Annotated in this window: 2 pseudogenes; both read left to right on the forward strand. The window is 60.6% G+C overall.

From position 1 onward, the window contains the following. Positions 1-15: 15 nt before the first annotated feature. A pseudogene (locus KVT39_RS36475) lies at positions 16-201 on the forward strand (transposase); the annotation flags it as partial. 49 nt (positions 202-250) lie between these two features. Beyond that, positions 251-602: pseudogene (locus tag KVT39_RS36480) on the forward strand (transposase); the annotation flags it as partial.

Consider the following 602-nt stretch of genomic DNA (forward strand, 5'->3'; position numbering starts at 1 on the left):
GGCAAGGAGAACTCGATGAAGAAGCGATTTACCGACGAGCAGATCATCCGCATCTTGCGAGAGGCCGAGAGCCGGGACGAGCCGGTGAAGGATCTGTGCACGCGCCACAATATCTCGGAACAGACGTTCTATCGTTGGCGCAACAAGTTCGGCGGGATGGACGTGGCCGACGCCCGCCGGCTCAAGGATCTGGAATCTGACCCTGCCTCGATTCCACGTACAGCAAGAAGTTTGATAACTTTTTGCCTGTATGGAGAAGAACATGGCAGAGAACGTGGTACCGAGACGGCAGTACGCGAAGGAATTCAAGGTTGAGGCGGTGCGGCTCGCTGAGAGCGTCGGTCAGCATGAAGCCGCTCGCAGGCTGGGCGTGCCGGTGGCGACGCTGGGGAACTGGTGCCGTGATCAGCGCGATGGCAGTGCGCAGGCCGCAGCGGGGCCGGCGTCGAGTGCACCGAGCTCAAGTCTTCGTCCGGTCAGCGACCTGGAGGCCGAGAACAGCCGTCTGCGTAAGGAACTGGCCAGCGCAAAGCTGGATATCGAAATTCTTCGAAAGGCGACGGCGTACTTCGCGAAGGGGTCGCGGTGAGGTACGCCTGGAT

It is taken from the genome of Burkholderia sp. GbtcB21 (assembly GCF_019091065.1).
GTDB lineage: Bacteria > Pseudomonadota > Gammaproteobacteria > Burkholderiales > Burkholderiaceae > Burkholderia > Burkholderia pyrrocinia_C.